Here is a 20065-nt window from a genome sequence, read left to right as displayed (position 1 = left end):
CCCGGGCCTTCACGTCGCAGCGGTGTTTCCCTCAGCCTGAAGGCTCGTCGGCCCGCATTCCGCACGCCCTCCCGTGAACACCGAGGTGGGCGATGCGCCGTGGCCGCGTGACCACCGCAACCGCGCGCCATGACCGCTGCCCCTGTTGCCCCGAGCGCCCCCGCGCGCGCGGCCGGGTCCAGTCGGCCGTGTCCGCGGATCTTCCCCCGAAGAAAAGGGGGCAGAAGATGACGGCGGGCTGCCTACCGTTTTCACTTTCGCCCTCGCCGCGGGGACCGAAGCCCACGGAGCTCGGAGTAGACAGATGGAGCAATTCACAGTGACCGCCGAACCCACGGGCGGCATAGCGGGCTGGGCGACGAGCCTCGTCGAAACCATGGGCGGCCCTGGAGCAGGGCTGGCCATCGCATTGGAGAACCTCTTCCCCCCGTTGCCGAGCGAGGTCATTCTTCCGCTGACGGGATTCGCCGCGGGGAACGGGGTGATCAGCCTGTTCTCCGCACTCTTCTGGACCACCGCGGGCTCCGTGGTCGGGGCATTCGCCCTCTACCAGATCGGCAATCTCTTCGGCCGAGAGCGCATGTACGCCCTGTGGGCCCGACTTCCCCTGGTCAAGACATCCGATCTGGAGAAGACCGAAGCGTGGTTCGCCAAGCACGGCACGAAAGCCGTGTTCTTCGGCCGGATGATTCCCGTCTTCCGCAGCCTCATCAGCGTACCGGCCGGGCTCGAACGGATGCCCGTACCACTGTTCCTTCTGCTCACCGCCCTGGGCAGCTCGATCTGGAACTTCCTTCTCATCATGGCCGGATACTGGCTGGGCGATCAGTGGGAAATGGTCGAGCAGTACGTGGGAATGTTCTCGAAGGCCGTGTTGGCTCTCGTCGTCGTGGCCTTGGCCGTAATGATCACGCGCACCATACGAGCCCGTCGGACGGCCCGCAACCATGAGGATCCATAGAACCTCCGGGCCACAGCCGTCGGGTACGCGGATGACCGGGTGGACCACGACCCGGCGGGGGCCGGAGGACGGGAGGCGGCATCGGGTGCGCCGGCGCGGCGTCCCGCCAGGGGCGGTCACCGCCGTGACCGCCCCTGCTCCTGTGGCGCCTTGGGCGCCCCGGAGTGCGTTACGGGTTGCTGATGACGAACTGCGAGCCGGGCTCGACCAGGATGTTGCCCTCGGCCGAGTTGGTGATGGTCACGTTCGACAGGGTGGCGCTGCCCCGGGCGCCGCTCATCGCCAGGATCCCGGAACCGTGGTTCGACTTGTCGATGCGGACGTTGCTGATCCTGACGCCCGGCATCTCACCGCCGCCGGTCTTGAACTGAATGCCGTCGTACGTCGAGTCGACGATGTCGGTGTCACGGATGGTGACGCCCGGGATCGGCTGTCCCTGTGCGAACAGGGTGATGGCGCCGAACTCCTGGTCCTCGTTCCAGAACGCGCCGCCCGTGCGGTACAGGGCGTTGTTGGCGATCAGCGTCTGTCCGGAGAAGGGCAGGGGATCGTGGTCCGTCGCCAACATGATCCCCGGGTAGTTCATGGTGTCGGCGATGATGTTGTTCTCGATGGTGTTGCCGAATCCGCCGTAGACGGCGATGCCGTTCGCACGCCACGGCAGCTGGATGGTGTTGTTCTTGAAGTGGTTGTTCGAGCCGATGTCCACCGAAGTGTCCTTGACGTACTTGCTGGCCCAGACGGCCAGCGCGTCGTCACCGTTGTTGCGGAAGGACGAGTTGTAGACGGTTGAGTTGCGGGTGCCGTTGGCGAAGTTGATGCCGTCGGCGTACGTGTTGCGGACCCTCATCCCGCTGAACTCGACGCCGTCGCCGGGGCCCCACAGTTCGGGGATGTTGGTGTAGTCGCGGCCGGCCCAGACGCCCACGTTGGCGTGCTCGATCCACACGTTGCTGATCTTCGTGTTGTTGCCGAAGCGGCCGTTGAGGCCGACGCCGCCCTCTTCGCTGCCGTTGTTCCCGCGGATGGTGCCGGAGCCGAAGATCGCTATGTCGGAGATCTGGGTGTTGTGGTCGATGTCGAAGCCGAAGTTGCCCTCGTGCGGATGGTTGATGCCGCCCGCCTGGTGCGGCGGCGTGAGGGTGTACAGCTGCGAGTGCCACATGCCCGCACCGCGGATCGTCACGTCCCGGATGCCGACGGTGTTGTAGATCCCCCGGTTCAGCGGGTCGTCGGTCAGGATCTTCTGTTCCTGACGCCACTGGCCCGCCGGGATCCACACGCAGGAGATCTCACCCTTCTGGTCCGCGGTCACGGCACGCTGGATCGCGTCGGTGTCGTCGAGGCCGTCGTTGGGCACCGCGCCGTAGTTCGTGATCGACACACAGCCGGCCGGCTGACCGGCCGGGCCCGCGACCTGCTCCAGGTCGATCATGTCGATGATGTAGAAGGAGGCCGTGTCGCCCGCGTCGCGCTGCAGCCGGAACCTGGTTCCCGCCGGGTAGCTCTGCGCCAGCAGGGCGTGGGACTCGTCGAACAGCCGGCGCGCGTCAGCACCCGGCGTGTTCGTCAGGCCTTCCGGGTCGTCGGTCGTCCCGTACAGCCAGCTGTGTTTGGACGTCAGGCCGAGTTTGCGGACGAAGACGTCGTTCGCGTAGAGACTGATCGTGGCCTCGGCACCGCCACCGGAGGGGGCGTCCGGGATGGAGTTGCGCACCACGATGGAGTTGGATGCGTTGACAGTGAACTCGACGAACTCGCCGGTGGAGTTGAGGCGGACTGACTTGCGGCCCGAGGACTCGGTGGCGAAGTTGGTGTGCCCGAAGGTCCGCTTCGGGTCGGAGGTCAGCAGGGTGCCCCGATAGCGGGCGTCCTCCGCCTCGTACTCGGTGTACGGGACGGCGGCCCCGCGGCCCACGACCAGCGAGCGGCTGAAGACGTTGTTGCTCTCGTTGGTCTCGGCCACGATCGCCGTGGCGTCGGCGGTCGCGGTGAGGGTGACTCCCCCGCTCGCGGCCGTCCAGGTGCCGGAGACCGGCACGGTGACCGACTGACCGGCGGCGACCGCGGGTGTCGTCCCGTTCAGCGTGGTGGTTCCGGCGGCCAGCCGTGTGACGGTCCCGGCGGCGACACCGGTGGTACCCCGGTTCTGGACCGTGGCGGTGAAGGAGACCTGCGTGCCGACGGCCGGGGCGGCCGGGTTCGACCCGATCGCGGTGACCGTGAGGTCGGGTCCGGGGGCCTGGCCGACGACCAGCTTCGAAGAGCCGGTCCGGCTGTTGTTGGTGTCGTCCTGCTCGACGACGGTTCCCGCCGGGTCCACGACGGCGGACACGGTGTAGTTGCCCGTCGCCTTCTTGCCGACAGCGACCCTGACGGTCGTGGAGGCACCGGCGGCGAGTGCGCCGACCTGCGCGGTACCAGCCACGGCACCCTCGAGGCTCACGTGGACCGATGTCGCCGGCGAGGCGGCCGTACCGGCGTTGCGGACCGTCGCGCTGACCTCGACGGGGTCGCTCTCCGAGGGCGAGGAGGGAGTCCACACGAGGTCGGTGATCGTGAGGTCCGGGTTCGGGGCGGCGGTTCCCACCACCTGGAACTCGGCAACCTGCGCCCCGGGGGCACCGCTGTTCGTGAAGAACTTCAGCTGGACGTCGGCATACCGGCCGGTGACCGGAATGGTGACGGTGTTGCCGCCCGTTGACGGGCTGAAGCGGTAGTCGGCGCGCGCCTTCAGGGACGTGAATCCGGCAGCCGCCTGCTCACGTCCGAGCACCTCGACGGCCTGCGTCCGCGGACCCCACGCCTGGTCCGGGTTGAGCCGGACCCTGACCGCCTGCACGTCGGCGTTGGCGCCGAGCTTCGCCGTCAGGGTCGCGGGGAAGCCGGCCGACTCCCAGTAGGTGGAGACGTTGTCGTCGTTGGCGTTGGCAGCCACGTACGACTGGGTGACCGAGGAGGCCACGATCGGCTTGTTGCGCGCCAGGTTGGTGCCGCTCGGGTCCGGTTCGACCGGTCCGCCGTCCTCCTCGCCGAAGACCTCCAGCTCGGAGAGCTGGGCGGCGTTCCATCCGGTGTTCGCCGCCACCTGCACCCGTACGAAACGGGCCGTGGTCGCCGTGACGGGGATGCTGAGGGTGTTGGCCGTCGCCGGGTCGAAGGTACGCGCACCCGATCCGGAGAGCGGGGTGAACGAGGATCCGTCCGTGCTGCCCAGCACGCTCAGGGTCTGGACCCGCGAGCCCCAGGAAGCGGGCAGCTTCAGTGCCACCCGGTCGACTTCGGTGCTGCCCCCCAGGTCGACCTGCACCCACTGCGGAAACGCCCCGGTGGGGCCCTCCCAGTACGATGCCTGGCTTCCGTCCGTCACGTTGCCGGCGACGTAGCCGCCGTTCGTGCCGCCCGCACTCGCGGGCTTGCCAAGGGCCAGGTTGAGGCCCTCCGCGGCATGGGCGGGCACGGGCAGAAGGCCGACGCCCAACAGCCCCGCCGCCAACGAGCCGACGATCAGTCGCCGGCCCTGGTGTCTGGATCGCATGCAGTCCTCTTGATTCCTCATCCGCGGCAGCCGACGGCGGCACGGCCGCTGCGCCGCGGTGGAGCACGGCTGATCAGCGGGGGTGCGAGCAGCCGGATCGGCAGCACCAGGTGAATGTCGACAGACTCCTTGCCAAGCGCCGACCACGTACCGAACACGAAGCAGCGGACGCACCAGCAAGCTTCTTTGAGCGTTTTAGTCAATTTTTTGCGTTGGCAGAGTGATACGTTTCTATCAGGTGACGAATCTGTCAACGGGTCGCGCAGGATTCGCCAATTGGAGCCCCTGTCCGGAAGGCGGGGCGCGAGGGTCGGCGTCTGGCGGGCCGTGTCCTCAGAGGCGCCAGAGTGTGATCACTACCGCGCAGAAGACCAGCGTCCACTCGTGTACCGGCCAAGGCCGGTGCGCGGCTCGGGACCAACGGTCAGGACCGCACCTCGCGTCCGTCGGTCCGGCCCCCTGCCGGCCGCGCCCGTCGGCCGGGGGCCTCAGCCGGCGGTTCCGGCGCCGCGGTCGGGGGCGCTCATGTCGCCCGTGGCGGGGATGCCGTCGGCGAGCCCGTAGCGCAGGTACACGGTGCCCTTCGGGCCGGCCACCGGCGGTGCGAGGAGCGTGAGGTTGGCGGGCACCGCGCCGTCGTCGAACACCTTCTTGCCGACGCCGAGCACGATCGGGTGCAGCCAGAGGTCGAGGCGGTCGAAGAGCCGTTCGCGCAGGAGCGTCTGCACCAGGTTCAGGCTCCCGACGACCTTGATGTGCTCGTGCCGGTCACGGATCTCCCGCACCGCTCCGGCGAGGTCCGGGCCGAGCTGCGTGGATCCGGCCCACGAAAGGTCGGGCCGGCCGCGGGAGGCCACGTACTTCGGAACGCCGTTGAAGAGCGTGGCGATCTCGTGGTCCTCGCCGCCCTCCTGGTAGGGCCAGTGGGCGGCGAAGATGTCGTACGTCCGGCGGCCGAGCAGCAGCGCGTCCGTGCCCTCGTACGCGGCGCCGACCTGCTCCCCGGCCACCTCGTCCAGCAGGGGCGCCTGCCAGCCGCCGAAGGGGAACCCCACCGGGTCCTCGTCGGGGCCGCCGGGCGCCTGCCCGACGAGGTCGAGGGTCGCGAACAGCTCGATGTGGATGAGGCCCATGGCGTACTCCCCGTGCAACGGTCGTCTCCGTCAAGGGGTAGACCTTCCGGCGCCCGCGGATTCATCGGCGCGACGCGACGTCACCCGCCGGTGCCGCCCGTATGCTCGAATGCGCGCCCTGGCCGGGCTCCTCGGTGCGGCCGGCCCCTCCGTCACCCGGCTGTGCGACCGTCTCGAAGCCGCCGGGTTCCTGCGGCGCCACCCCTGTCCCGGCAACGGCCGCTAACTCACCCTGCGGCTCACCCCCGCCGGGGAGACCCACCTCGCGCACGTCCGGGAGCAGCGCGCCCAGACGCTCGCCCACGCCCTCGGCGCGATGACCTGCGACGGCCGCGAGGCCCTGGCCACCGGCCTCGCCGCCCTGCACCTGGGCATGACGGCGGCCGCCGCGTTCCCCGCGCAGAAGACGAACCCGGCCGCCTGAGCCGCCCCCGGGCGGGTGCCGGTGCCCGGCAGGACGGTGGAGGGGGCGGGCCCGGCTGCGGGCCCGCCCCCTCCACCACATCGCGCGGTCAGTCCTTGAAGACGTCCTTGACCTTCTCCTTGGCCTCGCGCGCATCGCCCTTGGCCTGCTCGGCGCGGCCTTCGGCGGTCAGGCTCTCGTTCCCCACGAGGCGGCCTGCGGCCTCCTTGACCTTGCCCTTGCCCTGCTCGCCCTTGGCCTGAGCCTTCTCTTCACCGGACATGCTCATCACTCCAAGCGATGGAAAACCCTTACGCCAGGTCATCTGCCCCGCCCCCGCGACCTAAACATCACCCACCGTGTTTAGTCGCCCTCGATGAGGTAACACCAAGTAGCTACAGGCAGTCAGAACCCGACGGAAGGCAGGAACATGACCCTCGTAACGGTACTCATCCTCGTCGCGGTCCTCGCAGCCATCGCCCTCCTGGCCTTGGCCCCGAGTGCGCCCGAACGCCGCAACCCCTCCCCCGGCCGCAGGCGTACGGGTACCCACCGCCGCGCCGCCACTCCCCGCCTGAACCACATCCCCCGCCAGCAGGGCACCCAGCACCACGCCCGCTGACCCGGTGCCAGGCGCTGACCGGCGACTCCCGGTGCGGGCCGTGAGGGCCCCGGACGCGGCCGCGTGCGCGTCCGGGGGCCCTCACAGGGGTCCGGTCGCCTCGATGTTGTCGAGCGCGGTGGGCAGTTCGGTCCCTCCTCCGACGGGCCGGATGTAGGCGCGCCGGCTCCAGCACGATCCCCGGTGGGTGGGGACCTCCTCGCGGACCACGGCCACCAGTTCGCCCTCGGTGCCGGAGGCGATGTCACGGACCAGGCTCCCCAGCAGCGGATGGTTCTCGTGGATGGAGCCCAGGGAGGTGCCGCGCTTCACCACGAGGCTCCTCCCACGACCTCTCCGCGGCGACCGGGGGCCCCGCCGCCGTACCGGAGGCGTGCCGACCCGTGGTGCGTACGGGGCCGGAGGGGACCGCCGCGGTGCTGCGGAGGGACCGCGGGGCCGTGGGATCTCGTGGTGTCGGGGGGGATGCGCATCGTGTCCTCGCTCGTTTGGTGGACCACCGGTTCGTCTGTACTTCGGTGCGGGGGACGCTTTGGATGTCACGGGTGCGGATCGCACAGAATTTCCACCGTTCCCCGTACGTACCCGTACCGGGGCCGCGGCGCCGGGCTTCGGCACCGAGCGACCTGGTGATGACGCGCTCTGGCCGTCCGGCCGATCCGCGCACCGGGCCGGGCGGGGTGTGCTGGAGGCGTCCCCGGGGCAGCCCGCCCCTCCCCTCGCGTGGAGAGGTCGCCACCGCCATGTCCGTTCGCCGCCGTCGTCTCGCCGCCGTATCCCTCCTCGCCGCCACCGCCACCGCCCCCGGGGCCGGCGTCGGCGCCCCCGCGATGGCGGACGTCCCCGTTCCCTCCCGGCGCCCTCCCCCGCCCCGGCCACGGGGACGGACACCGCGTCCGACCCGAGCCCTCAGCCGGACGACTGGACGCAGCAGGAGATCCGCGAGCAGGCGCAGGTCGGGACCCGGGAGAAGGCCGACCAGGCACTGCGCGACGCGGTCCGTGCCGCCGGCCTGGCCCAGAATCGGGTACCCGGTACCAACCTCACCGTCCTGACCTGGACCGGTCCCGCCTGATCCGGGACGGCACGGGCCGGGCCCGACGGCGAGGTCCTCGTTGGCCGGTAGGGACGTGAGATCCCCCTCCAGCCACCGGGGTGGGTTCCCCCTTCCAACGCGGGACCGGCACCCCTGCGCCGGCGGCTGCGCCCGGGGCCTTCCTGCGGGCCGCGGGCGCAGCCGGCCTGTCAGCCGGTCTCGGGCGTCATGCCGCCTATCATCTCGGCCAGTACGGTCCGCCGGTCCTCTCCCGGCCGCGCCCGGAGCGGACGGGCCAGGCGGGCGCTGTCGTAGTGCCAGCGGTGGTCGAGGTCCCCGGGTGCCCCGCCGGTTGCGCGGACGTCCGCACGGGTGCCGAGCAGGTCCGTGAGGTCGTGCGCCAGGTCGGTCCAGGAGACGTGGCCGCCGCACGCGTTGGCGACTCCGTGCACGGGGCGCTCCAGGCACTCGGCCACCGCACGGGCGAGGGCCGCCGCGTGCACCCAGGCGGCTCCGTACCAGGCGTGCCCGCCGGTACCGGGACGCGGCAGTTCGATCGGGCCGCCTCGGCGGGCGGACTGGTACAGCGTCCCGATGGCTCCCCAGCGCAGCTGTTCGCGCAGCCGGTCGTGCGCGCCCCAGACGATCGGTGCCCGCACGGCGCTCGCGCCCCCGCGCCCCCCGGTCCCCGCTGCGCGCAGCAGCGTCGCCTCGCAGTCGAGCTTGGCCCTCCCGTACGGACTGACGGGCTCGTGGGGCGGCGCCTCTTCGGCGACCCGGTCCGTCGCGGGGTGCCCGTAGGCGTCGACGCTGCTGACGAAGACGAACGGGCCCCGCCGCCAGGCGTCGGCCATCGCCTCCATCGCGGCGAGGTCCACGTCGTGCCGGGTGAAGGTGCAGGCCGCGTGGACGACCGCGTCCGCCTGCGCGACGGCGTCCCGCAGCCCGGCCAGGTCGGTGAGGTCGCCCTCGATGACGTCGACGCCCTCGGTCGCGATCAGGTGCGCGGACTCGGGCCGGGCCAGCGCCAGCACGGGGCGGCCCCGCGCGGCCAGTTCGCGTACGACGAACGCGCCCACGCCGCCCGTCGCGCCGGTGACCAGCACCGTGCCCGGGCGGAGGTCCCGGGAGCGGGGGGCCGGCCGGCTCGCGGCCTTCGCGGCGCTCTGCAGTGCCGCCCGTCCGTCGAGGAGCGCGGTCAGCGCCCGCGGCGTACGGGCCTGGAGCACGTCGAGACCGGTGAGCGGCAGTCCGAGCTCCGTGCGCAGCCGTTCGGCGAGCTGCACGGCTTTCAGGGAGTGGCCGCCGAGGGCGAAGAAGTCGTCGTCGGGCGACGCGACGAGGCCGAGCGCGGCGGTGAAGCCCGCCGAGACCGCTTCGGCCCGGGGGCCGGACGGGACCCACGGCGCGGACGGCCCGGGCAGCCGTGCGGGGTCGAGCGGACCGGCCGCCGAGCGCGGCAGCGCGTCGAGCAGCGTGACCGTGGCGGGCACGGCCTCGGGCGCGAGCGACCGGCGCAGCAGGGACAGCAGTTCGTGACCGGACGGGCCGACGCTCTCGCGCAGGACCGCGTACGCCACGGGCGGCCCCTGCACGGGCCGGACCACCGTGGCGTCGGCGACCTGCGGGTGGGCCCGCAGGGCCTCCGCGGCCGGATGGCGGTCGCCCTCCGGGGCGGCGGGGGCGGCGGCGCCCGGGCCCGGCACGGCGTCCTCCGGGCTGCGGCCGCTCTCGCCGTCCGCGGGGCCGGCGTCCTGCCCCGGGCCGGGGTCAGGTCCGGGTTCCGCGCCGTGGTGCGGGCTGTGGTCGGGGCTGTGGTCCGGGCCGGGGTCCGCGCCGGGGAGGGGCAGCTCGGCCAGGGTGAGTTCCGGGTCGGCCGCCACCGCGTGGAGCAGGGCCGCGTAGTCCCGTACGGCCGCTTCCGCCACGGTGTCGTCCAGCGTGTTCGCGTCGTATTGGACGAGCGCCCGGGGCGGTGCGGCGCCGCCCGGCGCCAGGCCGTAGGACAGGGTGAACTTCGCGCCGTCGGAGGGGACGTCGACGTACTCGGCCGACATGCCCGGCAGCCGCAGCACCGTCGGCTCGCCGAGGACGTCGGAGGTGACACCGACCAGCGCGGTGCCGTCGGCGCCGCGTGCCCCGGCGCCCAGGCGTTCGAGGACCAGGTCGAAGGGGATGTGCCGGTGGCGCTGGGCTTCGAGGAGCGCGTCGCTCACGCGGCGCAGCAGACCGGTGAAGGACGGACCGCCGGACACGTCGACCCGTACGGGCAGGGTGTTGACGCACAGGCCGACGAGGCCGCGCATGGCCGTACCGCTGCGGTGGGTGCCCGCCACGCCGATGACGAGGTCCTCGTCGCCGGTGAGGCGGTGCAGCGCGGCGAAGGCCGCGGTGAGCGACACCGCGAAGAGCGTGGCGCCCCGCTGGGCGCCCAGCGCCCGCAGTGCCTCGGGCACGCCGGCCGCGAGCGGTACGGTGCGCACGGCCGCGGGCCGCGCGGACCGGTGCGGCGCGGTGTGCGCCGGCCGGGGCAGCCGCGGCGGGGCGGCGTCGGCCAGCAGGGCGCTCCAGCGGTTCAGGTCCGCCTCGAACCCGGGCAGGCCGTCGTGCTCGCGGCGGGCGAAGTCGGCGTACTGCGGCGGCGCGGCGAGGGTGCGCCGGCCCGCTCCGCCGGTGGCCGCCGCGTAGAGGACGGCGATCTCGTCGGCCACGGTCTCCAGCGAGCCGCCGTCCACGGCGATGTGGTGGAACGTCAGCAGCAGGGTGTGGTCCTGCGGGCCGTGGCGCAGGACGAGCGCCCGTACGGCGTCACCGGCCGCGAGGTCGAACGGCCGCGCCGTCTCACGCCGCAGCAGCTCCGCGGCGCCCGCCACGTCGGTGTCGACGACGTGTACGGGCACCGTCCGCGGCGTCGGGAGCACCTCCTGGCGGGGCTCTCCCCCGCGCTCCGTGTAGCGGGTGCGGAGGATCGCGTGCCGGGCCACCAGCGAGGTGAGCGCGGTGGCGAACGCGGCCGCGTCGAACGGGCCGCGCACCCGGGTGGCGAACGGCACGTGGTACGAGTCGCCCGCGCCGCCGAGCCGTTCCATCAGCCACATGCGGCGCTGGGCGCGGGACAGGGGGGCGCTTCCGTCCTGCGGGGCGGCGGTGCCGGATGCGGCCGTACCGGATGCGGTGGTCCCGGACGCGCCGGTACCGGAGCCGGTGGGGTCCTGCGGGGCGGGCCCGTCCTGGCCGGCGGGCGCTTCGGCGGGGGGCCCGGCGGGCGCTTCGGCGGGGGGCCCGGCGGGCGTACGCCGGGCACTTCCGGCGCGGGCGCGGCGCAGCAGTTCCCGCTGGAGCTGCCGGCGGCGGTCGTGCGCGGCCGAGTCGGCGTCAGTGGACATCGCTGTGCTCCGGGGTCTCGGGGTGGAGGTCGCCGTGGGCGGCCAGCAGGGCGCGTTCGACCAGCGCGGCCTGCGCGGCGACGGTGGGGGCGGCGAAGAACTCGGCGAGGGAGAGTTCCACGCCCAGTTCCTCGCGCAGGTCGTCGGTGACGGCGAGGGCGAGCAGGGAGTGGCCGCCGAGGACGAGGAACTCGGCGTCGGCGCGGGTGACCTCGCTGCCCAGGGACTGGCTCCACACCTCGGCGACGGCCTGCTCCAGCGGTGTCATCGGCGCCGTCGGCCCGTCGCCCGGGCGGTCTCCGACCGCGTGGGCGCGTCCGGTGAGGGCGCGCCGGTCGACCTTGCCCGCCGGGGTGAGGGGAAGCCGCTCCAGGACGGTGACCGTGTCGGGCACCAGGTGGGCGGGCAGGACGGCGGTGAGCCGTTCGCGCAGCGCCGTACCGGCGGGCACGGGGCCGGGCGCGGCGACGACGAACGCGACGAGGCACGCCTCGGGGGTGCCGGCGCCGTCGACGGTGACGGCGGCGTCGTCGACGTCCGGCTGCTCGCGCAGCGCGTGTTCGACCTCGGCGGGTTCGATGCGGAAGCCGCGGACCTTCACCTGGTCGTCGTTGCGGCCGTGGAACCGGAGGACGCCGTCGGGCCGGAGGGAGACGACGTCGCCCGTACGGTAGAGCCGGCCGGCGGCGGCATCCTCGACGAACCGGTCGGCGGTGAGCGCCGGCAGGCCCGTGTACCCGTGGGCGAGCCGGCTGCCGCCGATCCACAGTTCACCGCGGTCGCCCGCGTCCACGGGGCGGCCTTCGGCGTCCAGGACGTGTGCGGTGGCCCCGGCGATGGGCCGGCCGATCGGTATCGGCGCCTCGCAGTCCTGCGCGGTGACCCGGTGGGCGGTGGCGAAGGTGGTCGTCTCGGTCGGCCCGTAGCCGTTGACGAGTTCCAGCCAGGGGAAGGCGGTGAGCACCTCGCGGGCCTGTGCGGCGGCCATCGCCTCGCCGCCCACGACGACCGAGCGGAGCTGGGCGAAGACGCGGGAGCGGCGCGCGGCGAGCTGGTGGAAGAGGGCCGTGGTGAAGAACGCCACCGTCACGCCGTGCCGCTCGACGTGCCGGGCCAGGTCCTCCAGGGACGGCCGCTGCTCGGTGCAGACGACGACCGCGGCGCCGTTGGCGAGCGCGACCCAGACTTCGAACGTCGAGGCGTCGAAGGTCATCGGCGAGTGGAACAGCACGCGGTCGCGGCCGGTGACGCTGACGTAGTCGGGTGCGCCGACCAGCTCGGCGACGGCACGGTGCGGCACCACGACGCCCTTGGGGCGGCCGGTGGAACCGGAGGTGAACATGATGAACGCCGGGCCGTCCGGGTCGGATTCGTCGAGCGCTCGCCCGCTCGTGAACGGCTCCTCGGGCAGGGCGAGGACGGGGCCGGGGAACGTGGCCGCGTCCAGCAGCTTCGCGTCGCCGACGGTGAGCGTCACCTCGGCGTCGGCGATCATCGCCTCGGTACGCGGCCGGGGCTGGGCGGGGTCGAGCGGCACGCAGGCGGCTCCCGCCAGCCACAGCCCGAGCTGCGCCACGACCGTACGGGACGACCGCGCCGTCAGCAGGGCCACCCGGTCGCCGCGGGCCACGCCGTGTTCGCGGAGGCGGGCCGCGAGGGCGCGGCCGGCCTGGAGGAGACGGTCGTAGGTGAGGGTGGTGTCGCCGTCCACGACGGCCAGGGCGTTCGGGGTGAGGCCGGCGTGGCGCGCGACGAGCGCCGGCAGGGTGGCCGCGCGAGCCGACGGCGGTACGGGCGCGGGGGCGTGGGCGCCGGGCGGCCACTCGGAGGCGGTGCCGTCCGCGGGAACGACGGGCCGCGGGGCGGTGGTGTCACCGGACTGCGGGGTGGTGGTGTCGAGGGGCTGCGGGGTGGTGGTGGTCATGTCAGGCTCCTTCCGGTCGCGGGGTCCGGCGCTGTTCGAGGAGGGCGGCGAAGGCGCGGAGGTCGGTGCTGCGCAGAAGCTCGGGGGCGCGCAGCCGTACGCCGGTCTCGCGTTCGACGGTGTCCAGCAGCCGTGCGGCGACGAGGGACGTGCCGCCGGCGTCGGTGAAGTTGTCGCCGAGACCGGTGCCGGGCCGGCCGAGCAGCTCGCGCACGGTCGTCAGCACGAGCCGCTCGGAAGCGGTGGCGGCGGCCTCCGCGGCGATGCCGTCCGGGGTGGCGGTCCGCGGCGCTCGGGGGTCCGGGGTGTCGGCCCCGGCCCCGGCCGCCAGGGCGGTTCGGTCCACCTTGCCGTTGGCGTCGAGCGGGAAGCCGTCGACGATCCGTACGGCGGTGGGGACGGCCTGCTCGGGGAGCCAGGCGCGGACCGTGGCGAGGAGGTCCCCGGCCGTGGGTTCGGCGCCGTCGGCGGGCCGTACGTGCGCGACGAGGTGTCCGTGGCCGGAGCTGTCGCGCCGCACGGTGACGACGGCGCTGCGGACCCGGGGGTCCTGCTCGAAGGCGGCTTCGACCTCGGCCGGTTCGATCCGCACCCCGCTGATCTTCACCTGGTCGTCGAGGCGGCCGAGGAAGTCCAGGCTGCCGTCGGCGTTCATCCGTACCCGGTCGCCGGTGCGGTAGAGGCGGTCGATCCCGGGCAGCGCCGGTTCGCGCGGCGGCGGGGCGAAGCGGCGGGCGGTCAGTTCGGGGTCGAGGTAGCCGAGCGCCAGGCCGTGGCCGCCGACGCGCAGTTCACCGTCCTGTCCGCGGGTGACGGGGCGGCCGTCGGTGTCCGTGACGAGCAGGGTGACGCCCGGCAGCGCGGTGCCGATGGGCGGCGGGGCGGGGTCGCCGGCCTCCGGGTCGGTGGCGCGCATGGTGTGGGTGGTGGTGACGACGGTGGCCTCGGCGGGGCCGTAGGCGTTGTGGACGGTCGCGGTGACGTCGCTGCCGGGGCGGCGGCGCATGCGGTCGCCGCCGACGACGAGGTGGCGCAGCTTCAGGTCCCGCGGCCACGGGCGGTCCAGCAGCGGTTCGACGGTGGGCGTGGCCGCCACCGCGTGGGTGAGGCCGCTCTCCCGCCACCAGTCGGTGAGGACGTGCGAGTCCCAGCGGGTGTCGTCCGGGGCCGGGACGAGGGCGGCGCCGGAGGTCAGGCCGGCCCACAGCTCCAGCAGGTGCGGGTCGAACGCGACACCGATGAGCAGGGACTGCCGGTCACCCGGTGCGAGACCGGTCGAGGCCCGGTACCAGTCGAGGACGACGGAGAGCGAGGCCTCGGCCACGGCGACCGCCTTGGGGCGGCCGGTGGACCCGGAGGTGAGGACGGCGTACAGGGCCCCTTCGGGCGCGCGCCGGGTACCGCGGACGGATGCGGTGAAGGCCGCCACCACGGCGGCGGGGGCGTTGACGCCCTCGGTGGGCAGCGGCAGCGGGACGTGCTCCCCGCCGCGGTGCTCCTCGGGCAGGACACCCGGGTCGCCGACGAGGCAGGCGACGTCGAGGTCCTCGGTGACGGCCCGGGTCCGGCGTTCGCCGGGACGGGGGCCGAGCGGCAGGTAGACGGCGCCGATCCGGGCGAGCGCGACGGCGGTCACCACCAGGGCCGTGGACCGGTCGAGGCAGACACCGACCAGGTCACCGGGGCGTACGCGGTCGCCCAGGGCGGCGGCGACCCGTACGGCCGCCGCGTCGAGGTCCTGGTACGTCCAGATCCGGGCGCCGTCGACGACGGCGGGGGCCTGCGGGTCACGCCGGACCAGGTCCTCGAAGCGGGCGACCACACGGGTCGGTTCGGCGGCGGGGCCGTGGGCGACGCTGAGCGCGGTGGCGACGGCGGTACCGGGGGCGGTGGCGGTGCCCGCGGAGGCGGCGGTGCCCGCGGCGAGGCGGGTGTCGTGCGCGGTGGCGGCGGTGCCGGGGGGCGTGGTGGCAAGAGCGGGCGCGGTCGGGGACTGGGTCATCACGACTCCGTGGAGAGGGTGGTGGTGGCGAGGGCCTCGGCCTGGTCGGCGAGCACGGGGTTGCGGAAGAGCACCCTCAGCGGCGGGCGCGTGCCCAGCCGGGGCTCCAGCCAGGCGGCCAGCTCGGCGGCCAGCAGGGAATGGCCGCCGCTGTGGAAGAAGTGGGAGCGGGTGTCGAACCGACCGTGGCCGAGGACCTCGCGCCAGCCCTCCGCGAGCAGGGCCGTCATCGGGTCGTCGGACTCCGCGCCGACCACGGACCCGGCCGGGGCCTCGGAACCGGCTCCGTGCTCGGTCTCGTGCTCGGACGTCGCGGCGCCGGGGTCGAGGTCGAGGGCCGCCGCTCGGCGGGACAGCGCCGTACGGTCGGGCTTGCCACCGGCGAGCGTCGGCATGGCGTCCAGCCGGGCCCACCGGGCGGGCACGAGCGGGCCGGGCAGGCGGCGGCTCAGCTCGGCGTGCAGCGCCTTCTCGTCGAAGGCCGCGCCGTCGGCCAGGTCTTCGAGGAAGCCCACGAGCCGGGGGCCGCCGGGGTTCTCCCGGTCCAGGACGACGGCACAGGACCGGCCGCCCAGCACCGCGGACGCCGCCGCCTCGATCTCCTCCAGCTCGATGCGGTGGCCGCGCAGCTTGATCTGGTTGTCGCGCCGGCCGAGAAAGTACAGCAGGCCGTCCAGACCGCGGTAGCCGAGGTCGCCGGTGAGGTAGACGCGCTGCCCGCCGAGGGCGTCGACGGTGACGAACCGGGCGGCCGTCGCCTCCGCGTTGCCCGCGTAGCCCTCGGCGAGACCGGGTCCGGCGACGGCGAGTTCACCGACCGCGCCGGACGGCAGCGGGCGGTGGTGGGCGTCCAGGACGTGGACCCGCTCGCCGGGGAGCTCGGTGCCCAGGGGGATCTCGGCGCCCCCGGTGAGGGCGTCGCGGGAGACCTCGTGGACGGTCGAGCTGATGGCCGCCTCCGTGACGCCGTACACGTTGAGCACGGTGGCGTCGGTGTCGGCGAGGACGCCGCGCAGCGCCTCCACGGGCAGGCGCTCGCCGCCGAGGACCAGCAGCCTGGGCGCCCAGCTCTCGTCGCGCAGCGCGGGACGCAGGTCCTCGCGGGTCGCGAGGAAGTAACTGGTCGGCAGGTTGGCGACGGTGACCCGGGCGGACACCAGGAGTTCGGTGATCTCGGCGCCGGTGGGCACCTCGTACTCGGGCACGACCAGGCAGGCGCCCGCGTGCAGGGCCGGCAGCACCTCTTCGAGCGCCACGTCGAAGGACGGCTGGGCGAACATCAGGACCCGGTCCGAGCTGGTGAGGCCGAACCGGTCGGCGGCGGCCGTCAGATGGTGCACCAGGGCAGCGGGGCCGACCGCGACCGGCTTCGGCAGCCCGGTGGAACCGGAGGTGTGGATGACGTACGCGGTACCGGGAAGCTGCGCGGCCCCGTGCGCGGCGGGCAGGACCGGCGCGTCGATCCGGGCGGTCGGCAGCGCGTCCGGCAGGGCCGGGGTGCCGTCACCGGTGAGGACCAGCGCCGGGGCGAGGCGTTCCAGCAGCAGTCCGAGCCGGGCCGGCGGATCGGCCGGGGACAGCGGGCAGTAGACGGCGCCGGTCCGCAGGCACGCGAGCAGGGCGACGACCGAGTCGGTCCCGCGGGGCAGGACCACGGCCACCGGCCGGCCGGGGGTCACCCCGGCGGCGCGCAGGCGCTCGGCGAGAGCGCCGACGCGGTCGTCGAGTTCGCCGTACGTGAGCCGGCGCGCGCCGCACAACAGGGCGGGCAGCGACGGGTGGTGCGCGGCCACGGGATCCAGCGGATCGCGGTTGGGCGGTACGGGTACGGGCTCGGCGGCCGGCTCCACGGCGGTGGGCGCCAGGTCGGCCAGCGGGGTCTCGGGGCCGTCGAGATAGGCGCGCAGCAGGTCCAGGAAGCGGCCGGAGAGCAGCCGGGCGACGTCCTCGCCGAAGAGGTCCACGTCGTAGTCCCAGACCAGGGTCATGCCGGGCGAGCCGTGGCGCGGGGTGACGCCGCGCCGGTCGTCCGGGAGCAGCACCACGTCGAGGTCGAAGCGGGTGGTGCCGGTGTTGAAGCCCTCGAAGAGGGTGATGTCGAGGCCGGGTACGTCGATCTCGGGCAGCGGTGCGTCGTGGGCGCTGAACATGACGCAGAAGAGCGGGTTGTCGGCGCCGGAGGTGTGCATGCCGAGCGCCCGGGTCAGCTCCTGGACCGGCACGTCCTGGTGCGGCAGGGCGCGGATGAGGGTGTCGGTGACCTCGTCCATGGTGTCCTGGGCGGGGGCGGCGGCGTCCAGGACGAGCGGCAGCGGGATGGTGTTGACGAACATGCCGACGGCGTCCTCGTAGCCGAGGGGGCGGTTGCCGACGGCGGTGCCGATGACCATCCGGGATCGGCCGCTGTGCCGGCGCAGGAGTTCGGCGAACAGGCCGAGGAGCGTGGCGAAGGGGGTGAGGCCGCGGGATCGGGCGTGTCCGCGCAGGCGTTCGGCGAGGTCGGCGCCGATCGTCTGGCGCAGCTGTGCGCCGTGGTGCATGCGGCGGGCGCCGGGGCGGGTGAGGCCGGGCAGCGGCAGGTCGTGCTGCTGGTCGCGCAGTGCGGCCCGCCAGAAGTCGAGCGACGCGGGGGCGTACGCGGCTCCGGCCCGGTCCCGGACGTGGTCCGCGTACGAGGAGGCGGGCGGGAGGTGCAGGCTTTCGCCGAGGACGTGGGCGCGGTAGACCCGGAAGACGTCGTCGAGCAGGATCGCGAAGGAGTGCCCGTCGTGGATCAGGTGGTGCTCGACGTGGACCAGCCGGTGGTGGCGCTCGGCCAGCCGCACGAGCGTCCAGCGGATCAGCGGCGCCTCGAAGGTGTCGAGCGGAGTCTCGGCCTCGGTGCGCAGGAGCCGGGCGAAGGCCGCCTCGGGGTCCGCCTCCGTGGCGAGATCGACCGTGTGCAGGCGCGGCGAGCACTGCGGCGCGACCCGCTGCCCCGGTACGGAGCCGGCGGAGGCGACGAGTTCGAGCCGCAGGCCGGGGTGGCGCGCCAGCGTGGCGTCGAGCCCCCGGCGCAGTGCCTCGGTGTCGAGCGTGCCCCACAGGTCCAGTGAGGCGGTGAAGTTGTAGGCGCGACTGCCGGGCTGCATCTGCTCGTGCAGCCAGACGATCTCCTGCGAGGAGGAGAGGGGAAGCATGGGCGATCCCTGGGGTTGTCGGGTCGGTGTCCGGTGCCGGTCACGGTCGTGTCCGGCGGTCGTGCGGGCGGCGCGGCGGGTCGCGCCGTGCCGCCCTGCGCGTGAGGGGATGCCGTGGGGGGAGGCTCTGGGGGCCCGGCGGTGCGGCGGCGTGGGTGCGCCGGTCGGCGTGGGTGGGCCGGGTGCCGGGAGGTGCGGGGCGGGCGTGGACGGCGGTGCGTGCGGACGGCGGTGCGCGGTGGCCGCGGGTCGGGGACGCGCACCGGGCGCTGCGGACCGGGGGCCGGTACGGGTGCGGACGGCCGCCGCGCCGTTCCCGGGGCGCGGCGGTGGCGCCACCGCGCCGCGCGGGCCGTACGGCCCGGCCCGGCCGCCCCGCAGCCTGGACGTCCGGTGGGCCGGGCGTCCGGGCGTGGGGAGGGGCGCCGGCGGGGTCACCCCGCGGTGCGCTCCGGGGGGCGCAGCGCGTGGGTGAGGGCGTCGAACGCCCGGTGCGCGGTCTCGTCGTCGAGTACCGCCCGGTCCCACACCATCCGCAGGCGGAGCTCCGCTCCCTGGGTGACGGAGACGGCGAAGGGCCCGCGGACCGGTCTGCCGTCGACGTCGACCTCCCGTCCCTCGACACCGGCCAGCCTGAGGGGCGGTCGGCGCCGGTCGTCGTCCACGGTCAGCAGTCCGTCGAGGCCTCCGGTCCAGCCGGATCCGGCGGCCCGTGCGGCGCCGACGACCGCGTCGAACGGTACGTCGGCCCGGTCGAGGTCGTCCCACCACCCGTCGGCCGTGGCTTCGGGGCCGGGACCCGGGCCGGTGTCGGCCGGGAAGACGAGGGTGTTCAGGAAGCAGCCGACGACGGGCTCCGCCCCCGTGGGGCGGCCGCCCCACGGATAGCCGAGGGGGACCGCGCGGTCCGGGCCGTACAGCTCCCGGGCCGCGGCGCGGCAGGCGTCGAGCAGGCCGGGGAAGGACACGCCGCCGTGGTGAGCGGGCAGTCGGGCCTGCGCGGCGCCGCCGGGCGGTGCGCCCTCGGGCACGCGTTCCGGACGGGGTGCCGGAGCGTGGGCGCGCAGCGCGCGCAGCCGGTCCGCCCAGTACGCGGCCGCTTCGGGCGTCTCCGCCCTTTCCTCGGCGGCGAGTTGACGCAGGACCGCGTCCCGGTAGGCGGCGAGTTCGGCTGCCGTCTCGCCCGGTGCGACGCGGGGTGCGGTGGAGCCCGTCGTCTCCTCGTCGTACGCGGCGCCGAGTTCTTCGACGATCCGCGCCAGTGAACGGCCGTCGCAGACTGCGTGGTCCAGGACGACGGCGAGGAGGTCCTCCCCGCCCGCCTTGCCGCGCTCATCCCCGCGCCCCTCCCCGCGTACGAGGAAGAGGCGCAGGGGGGGACCGTGCGCGTCCCAGGAGGACAGCGCGCGGCGGAGCGCGTCGGCAGGCGTCTCCCCCGGTACGAGGGCCGGCCGCGTCACGCCGGCCTCCGGAGCGTCGATGCTCAGGACGGGGGTGCCGCGGACGACGGTGGGCCGCGAGCGCAGGGCGGTGTGCCGGGCGGCGAGCCTGCGGGCCGCAGCGGCCAGGCGCTCGGGGTCGACCGTTCCGTACGGGAAGGCGAAGCACATCGGCACCACGTCGGGGCGTCCCGCCGGGTCCAGCGAGCGCACCAGCGCGAAGCGGCGCTGCGCTCCGGTGACGGGCAGCAGGGCGTCGGTCCGGTCGCCGGTGAGGCGCCGGTAGCGGGTCAGGTACTGGCTGGTGATGCTGGGCACGTGGTCCTCTTCGTCGTGACCGCGGTCGCGGTCGCGCGGATCGGTGGGTCGGCGGGTGGGGCCCGGCTGCCCGCCCCTGCGGACGTGGCGGTGCGGGTCGGTGGCCACGGGCGACGCCCCCTCG

At 74.3% G+C, this 20065-nt stretch carries 12 protein-coding genes; 3 read left to right on the top strand and 9 right to left on the bottom strand.

Annotated features, from left to right (window positions below; translation table 11 throughout):
* Positions 1-304: 304 nt before the first annotated feature.
* On the top strand, positions 305-961 hold the full coding sequence (locus tag ACFWW8_RS16465) for a DedA family protein (RefSeq protein ID WP_386529137.1): 657 nt from the start codon (positions 305-307) through the stop codon (positions 959-961).
* Positions 962-1130: 169 nt separating this feature from the next.
* Here the strand turns inward: ACFWW8_RS16465 and ACFWW8_RS16460 are convergent, their stop codons facing one another.
* Positions 1131-4499: a CARDB domain-containing protein gene (locus ACFWW8_RS16460; protein ID WP_386529134.1), complete on the bottom strand. Its 3369-nt coding sequence runs from the start codon at positions 4497-4499 to the stop codon at positions 1131-1133.
* 488 nt (positions 4500-4987) lie between these two features.
* Entirely contained in the window at positions 4988-5632 is a 645-nt protein-coding gene (locus ACFWW8_RS16455) for a dihydrofolate reductase family protein (RefSeq protein ID WP_386529131.1), read from the bottom strand.
* Between the two features lie 109 nt (positions 5633-5741).
* On the opposite strand from ACFWW8_RS16455, the gene ACFWW8_RS16450 reads away from it, so the two are divergent.
* Positions 5742-5858 carry a MarR family transcriptional regulator gene (locus tag ACFWW8_RS16450; protein ID WP_386529128.1) on the top strand — a complete coding sequence of 39 codons (117 nt, stop codon included), beginning with the start codon at positions 5742-5744 and terminating at the stop codon, positions 5856-5858.
* A gap of 286 nt (positions 5859-6144) precedes the next feature.
* Here the strand turns inward: ACFWW8_RS16450 and ACFWW8_RS16445 are convergent, their stop codons facing one another.
* The gene (locus tag ACFWW8_RS16445; RefSeq protein WP_386529125.1) at positions 6145-6318 is read right to left on the bottom strand and encodes a CsbD family protein; all 174 of its coding nucleotides are present in this window, start codon (positions 6316-6318) and stop codon (positions 6145-6147) included.
* Positions 6319-6465: 147 nt separating this feature from the next.
* Between ACFWW8_RS16445 and ACFWW8_RS16440 the strand changes: the two genes are divergently transcribed.
* Positions 6466-6657, top strand: coding sequence for a hypothetical protein (locus ACFWW8_RS16440; protein ID WP_386529122.1), 192 nt, complete (start codon positions 6466-6468; stop codon positions 6655-6657).
* Positions 6658-6738: 81 nt separating this feature from the next.
* Here ACFWW8_RS16440 and ACFWW8_RS16435 read toward each other — a convergent pair whose 3' ends face one another.
* The 6 genes from ACFWW8_RS16435 to ACFWW8_RS16410 all read right to left on the bottom strand — a co-directional run bounded on the left by ACFWW8_RS16435 (position 6739) and on the right by ACFWW8_RS16410 (position 20049).
* Positions 6739-6969: a hypothetical protein gene (locus ACFWW8_RS16435; protein ID WP_386529119.1), complete on the bottom strand. Its 231-nt coding sequence runs from the start codon at positions 6967-6969 to the stop codon at positions 6739-6741.
* 933 nt (positions 6970-7902) lie between these two features.
* Positions 7903-11079, bottom strand: coding sequence for a condensation domain-containing protein (locus ACFWW8_RS16430; protein ID WP_386529117.1), 3177 nt, complete (start codon positions 11077-11079; stop codon positions 7903-7905).
* Positions 11069-13003 (bottom strand): amino acid adenylation domain-containing protein, encoded by a 1935-nt coding sequence (locus ACFWW8_RS16425; protein ID WP_386529114.1) that lies wholly within the window; start codon positions 13001-13003, stop codon positions 11069-11071. The genes ACFWW8_RS16430 and ACFWW8_RS16425 overlap by 11 nt, the downstream gene beginning before the upstream one ends.
* A 1-nt stretch (position 13004) precedes the next feature.
* The gene (locus tag ACFWW8_RS16420; RefSeq protein ID WP_386529112.1) at positions 13005-15005 is read right to left on the bottom strand and encodes a non-ribosomal peptide synthetase; all 2001 of its coding nucleotides are present in this window, start codon (positions 15003-15005) and stop codon (positions 13005-13007) included.
* Positions 15005-18184 carry an amino acid adenylation domain-containing protein gene (locus ACFWW8_RS16415; protein ID WP_386529109.1) on the bottom strand — a complete coding sequence of 1060 codons (3180 nt, stop codon included), beginning with the start codon at positions 18182-18184 and terminating at the stop codon, positions 15005-15007. The genes ACFWW8_RS16420 and ACFWW8_RS16415 overlap by 1 nt, the downstream gene beginning before the upstream one ends.
* Positions 18185-18618: 434 nt before the next feature.
* A complete protein-coding gene (locus ACFWW8_RS16410; RefSeq protein WP_386529107.1) occupies positions 18619-20049 on the bottom strand; it encodes a non-ribosomal peptide synthetase in 1431 nt (476 codons plus the stop codon).
* Positions 20050-20065: the final 16 nt, after the last annotated feature.

The sequence above is a fragment of the Streptomyces sp. NPDC058701 genome, assembly GCF_042715295.1.
In the GTDB taxonomy this organism is placed as follows: domain Bacteria; phylum Actinomycetota; class Actinomycetes; order Streptomycetales; family Streptomycetaceae; genus Streptomyces.
Note: the sequence above shows the minus strand (reverse complement) of the source record. Positions and strands in the feature narration are given on the sequence as shown.